Source organism: Nocardiopsis trehalosi NBRC 14201 (genome assembly GCF_001552555.1).
GTDB lineage: Bacteria > Actinomycetota > Actinomycetes > Streptosporangiales > Streptosporangiaceae > Nocardiopsis_B > Nocardiopsis_B trehalosi.
This window is the reverse complement of sequence record NZ_BCRK01000285.1, coordinates 1-4,720: the sequence shown is the minus strand read 5'-3', so window position 1 is coordinate 4,720 and position 4,720 is coordinate 1. Positions and strand designations below refer to the sequence as shown.

Sequence of the window (4,720 nt, the reverse complement as noted above, 5' to 3'; positions counted from 1 at the left end):
CCCCCGCCCCGCCCACCCCCGCCCCCGCCACCGCCGAACTCGACGCGGCCGACGTCGACGCCTGGCTCGACGGCGTCCTGCCGACGGCCCTGGAGCAGACCGGTATCCCCGGGGCGGCGGTCGCCGTCGTCGACGACGGCGAGGTGCTGACCACGCGCGGCTACGGCTACGCCGACACCGGGGGCGACGGCGGCGACCCGCGCCCGGTCGACCCCCGGGAGACCCTGTTCCGCGTCGGGTCGGTGTCGAAGCTGGCCACGGCCACCGCCGTCCTGCAGCTCGTGGAGCAGGGCGAGGTCGACCTCGACGCCGACGTGCAGACCTACCTCGACATCACCCTCCCCGCCTCCTTCGAGCGCGACGTCACCCTGCGCCACCTGCTCACCCACACCGCCGGGTACGAGGAGCGCCTGGGCCACCTGATGCTGGCCGAGGGCGCCGAGGACGACCTGCGCGCGGCCCTCGCCACCGACCCGCCCGAGCAGGTCTACGAGCCGGGCACGGTCCCCGCCTACTCCAACTACGGCATGGCGGTCGCCGGCTACGTGGTCGAGCGCGTCAGCGGCATGCCGTTCGAGGAGTACGTCGCCGAGCACGTGTTCGCACCGGCGGGGATGGACGCGTCGACCTTCGCCCAGCCGCTGCCGGACGGGCTGGCCGACCGGATGTCCGGCGGCTACGCCACCGACGCCGACCCCGCCGCCCCGTTCGAGGTGGTCGGCGTGGCCCCCGCCGGGTCGATGTCGGCGACGGCGGACGACATGGCCCGGTTCATGCTCGCCCAGCTCGGCGAGGGACCCGGCGCGGACCTGCTCGCCGACGACACGCGGGAGCTCATGCAGGCGCCGGCCCTCGGCGAGGACACCCTCGGCACGCTCGCCGAAGGGCCGCGAATGACGCTGGGCTACTTCGACGAGAGCCGCAACGGCCACCGCGTCATCGGGCACGGCGGCGACACCGACTACTTCCACTCCCACCTGCAGATCTACCCGGAGGAGGGTGCCGGGATCTTCGTCACGCTCAACGGCAACGGCCGGGGCGCCGCCGACACCCACGTGCTGCGCGACACGCTGACCTCGGCCTTCGCCGACCGGTACTTCCCGGCGGAGGGCGACGGCGCCGCCGACACCGCCGTCGAGCCGACGGCGGCCGAGCACGCCGCCATGGCCGAGGGCACCTACGGCGCCTCGCGCTCCATGCACAGCAACTTCCTCGCCGTGATCGGCGTCCTGGACACCACCACGGTGACCGCCCGCGAGGACGGCACCATCCTCATCTCCCCCGCCCCCGCCTGGCCCTACCCGCTGGTCTACGAGGAGGTCGCGCCGTGGGTCTGGCAGGAGGTCGGCGGCCAGCGCGTCGTCACCATGCGGGTGGAGGACGGCGAGGTCCGCGCGCTCGGGTTCTCCTCGGCGTTCGCCCTGCTGCGCGTCGACCCGGAGCGGGACCCGGCCGTGGCCGTGCCGATCCTGGTGTCCTCGGCCGCCGTGCTGCTCACCGCGCTGCTGGTCTGGCCGGTCCGGGCGATCGTCCGGCGCCGCCTGTCGCTGCCGACGCCCCCGGCCGACGGGTCCGCCGGGCGCTGGGTGCGGATCTCCACCCGTGTGGCCGCCGCGAGCGCCGTCGCCGCCTTCGCCGGCTGGATGGGGGTCATCGTGACGCTCATGGGGCTCACGGACGTGCCGTTCGCCGCCATCCGCGTTCTCCAGGCCCTCCAGCTCGTGGGCGTCCTGGGCATCCTCCCGGCGGCGGCCCACGTGGTGGTCGGTGTCCGGCGGCGCGTCGGGTGGGTCCGCGCCACCGGCCGGGCGCTGCTGCTCCTCGCGTTCCTCGGCGTCGCCTGGTTCGCGGTCGTCTTCAACCTGCTCGCCCCCAGCGTGTCCTACTGACCGGGGCGCGCCCGATGCGGCGGGCCGGCGGCGGGGTACCCCGCTCCCGGCACGCCGCACCACCTCATAGCATCGGCGACACCGCTCCAACCCCACGAAGGCGGGTGAACCACGTGACGCAGCGCCAGGCCGGCCCCCGCACCGGGGACGGCCCCGGCCCCGGCCCGGACCCGGACACCGACCTCGACGCCGACCTGGTCGGCGGGCGGCTCGGCCGGGCCGCGGCCCGGCTCGACGCCGGGCTGACCCGGGCCGGGATCACCCGCGGCCTCCCCCGCGACGCGCTGCTGGCGGTCGCCGTCGCCGCCGCCTCGGCGTGCGTGCTCTGGCCGGTGCTGGCGGAGAGCCCCGACGCGCTCGCGGTCGGGTTCACCCCGGCGCACGCGGGCCTGGTCACCGCTCTGGCCGTCGCCCAGGCGCTCCTCCTCTGCCTGCGGACCACCCGCCCCGTGCTCTGCCTCGCCTCGACCGCCCTGGTCCAGGTGGCGCTGGTCGCCGTCCTGCCCGGGGGGATCGGGGTGCGGGGGGTGGCGCCGATGATCGCCGCGTACACCTGCGGCACCCTGCTCCCCGCGCGGCGGCTGGTCCCGGTCATCGCCGTGGTCACGGTGCTGGAGACCGCGCTCGGCTTCCTGGCCGCCGGGCCGCTGACCGGCGTCACCGCCCCCCTGCGGCCGGAGTCGATGGCCGAGGCGCCGGTGCCGACCGGCCCCGCCGCCCTGGTGCTGGACCACGCCATCACCGGCGTGCTGTCCTACGTCGCGACGGCGGTGGCCGGCACCTACGCCGCCACCCGCCGCCGCTACCTGGAGCTGGTGCGGCTGCGCGCGGAGGAGTCCGTGCGCGCCCAGCGCGACCGCGCGGACGCCGCCATCGGCGCCGAGCGGGCCCGGATGGCGCGCGAACTCCACGACATCGCCGCGCACCACCTCTCCGGGATGGTGGTCCAGGCGGCGGCCGTGGAGCGGCTCATCGAGCGCGACCCGGCCGCCGCCCGGCAGGGCACCGCGTGGATCCGCGCGCAGGGCAAGGAGACCCTCGACAACCTGCGGCTGGTCGTCGGCACCCTGCGCGAGGCCGCCCGCGACGCCCCCGCGTTCGGCCCCGACGACGGCGGCCTGGGCGGGGACGGCGCCCCGGTGCCGGGGCTGGCCGTCCTGGACCGGCTCGTCGGGGACGTCCGCGACCTCGGGACCCCCGTCGACCTGGTGCGCGAGGGCGCGCCCCGCGACCTGCCGCCGATCGCCGACGTCGCCTGCTACCGCGTGGTGCAGGAGGCGCTGTCCAACGTCCGCGACCACGCCCCGGGGGCCCGGGTGCGGGTGGTGCTGAGCTACCGCCCCGACGCGGTGGCGCTGGAGGTCGCCAACACGCCGCCCCCGGCCGGCCGCGGCACCCCCGCCCCGCCCCGGCCCGGCGGCCGGCGCGGACACGGCCTCATCGGCATGCGCGAACGGGCGCAGCTCATCGGCGCCGCGTTCGACGCCGGGCCGACCGCCGACGGCGGCTGGCGGGTCGCGCTCACCCTGCCCACCGGCACCCCGCCGGTGGATCCGGTCCCCGAAGCGAAGGCGAGTGGTACGGCATGATCCGCGTGGTGCTGGTGGACGACCAGTCGGTGGTGCGCGCGGGCTTCCGCGTGGTCCTGGAGGACGCGGGCGACATCGAGGTGGTGGGCGAGGGCTCCAGCGGCCCGGCCGCGGTCGACCTCGCCCACCGGTTGGCGCCCGACGTCATCTGCATGGACGTGCGGATGCCCGGCGGCGACGGGATCGCCGCGACCCGGCGCATCGCGGAGAGCGACCGGTTCGCCTCCCCGCCCGCCGTGCTGGTGGTGACGACCTTCGACCTGGACGACTACGTCTTCGGGGCGCTGGAGGCGGGGGCGAGCGGGTTCATCCTCAAGGACGCCGAACCCGAGGACCTCATCGACGCGGTGCGGCGGCTGGCGAGCGGGCACGGCCTGGTCGACCAGGCGGTGACCCGGCGGGTGATCGCCGAGTTCGCCCGGCGCAAGCCCTCGGGCACCGACGGCCCCACCGCCCTGCACCGGCTCACCGCGCGCGAGGCCGACATCGTGCGGCTGCTCGCGCAGGGCCTGTCCAACGCCGAGATCGCGCGGGAGCTGGTCATCGAGACCAGCACGGTCAAGTCGCACCTGGGGCGCGCCATGGCCAAGATCGGGGTCCGCGACCGGGTGCAGACCGTCGTGTGGGCGTACCAGAACGGGGTGGTCCCCCGCTGAGGCGCGCGGCGGGCGGGGGCCGGGGCCCGGGTTTCCCGGACGCCGCCCTCCCCTGGAGGTCCGCGTGGTGCGGACGCGGACAGCGGGGCGGTGCACGCACCGTTCGGTGAACCGAGGAGGCCGCCGTGTTCCGCCTGCTGTCCGCGCTCCTGTCGGGGGCGCACGCGTCCGCGTACACCGCCGGGGCCGCGCCCGGCGACGGGGAGAAGGAGTTCGTGTACGTCGAGAGGATCCGGTCCGGCGAGACGACGCACCGCATCCCCGCCCCGGAGAAGCAGTGCTACAACCTCGAACCGGCCGACATGTTCGGCGAGGTCATCCGGGTGGAGAACCGCAGCGGCCACACCGCGGACCTCTACGGCGCGGTCGACTGCCGCACGGGCCACCTGGTGAAGAGCCTCAAGGACGGCGAGTCCTGGGACGTCGACGCGGAAGTGGTGTCCGTCGAATTCGGCTGACCCCGGGCCGGGCCGGCGGGGTGCCGTGCCGGCAGGGCCCGCTGTCCGCACCCTTCGGAGGGCGCACCATCGCCGGGTCGCTGTGTCCCCGGATCGCCGTATCAGCGGGTCGCCGTGTCGACACGGCG

General features: G+C 76.3%; 4 protein-coding genes. All 4 read left to right on the top strand.

Translation table 11 applies throughout. The features are described 5' to 3' along the window. Positions 1 to 1,889, top strand: a 1,889-nt coding sequence (locus NT8_RS27210) for a serine hydrolase domain-containing protein (protein ID WP_067975726.1), incomplete at its 5' end; no start/stop codon positions are given. A 113-nt stretch (positions 1,890 to 2,002) separates the two neighbouring features. Beyond that, positions 2,003 to 3,478, top strand: coding sequence for a sensor histidine kinase (locus NT8_RS27205; RefSeq protein ID WP_245646355.1), 1,476 nt, complete (start codon positions 2,003 to 2,005; stop codon positions 3,476 to 3,478). Then, entirely contained in the window at positions 3,475 to 4,134 is a 660-nt protein-coding gene (locus tag NT8_RS27200; protein WP_067975723.1) for a response regulator, read from the top strand. Before NT8_RS27205 ends, NT8_RS27200 begins: the two co-directional genes overlap by 4 nt. 125 nt (positions 4,135 to 4,259) lie before the next feature. Next, a complete protein-coding gene (locus NT8_RS27195) occupies positions 4,260 to 4,592 on the top strand; it encodes a hypothetical protein (RefSeq protein ID WP_067975720.1) in 333 nt (110 codons plus the stop codon). The last annotated feature ends 128 nt before the right edge of the window (positions 4,593 to 4,720 follow it).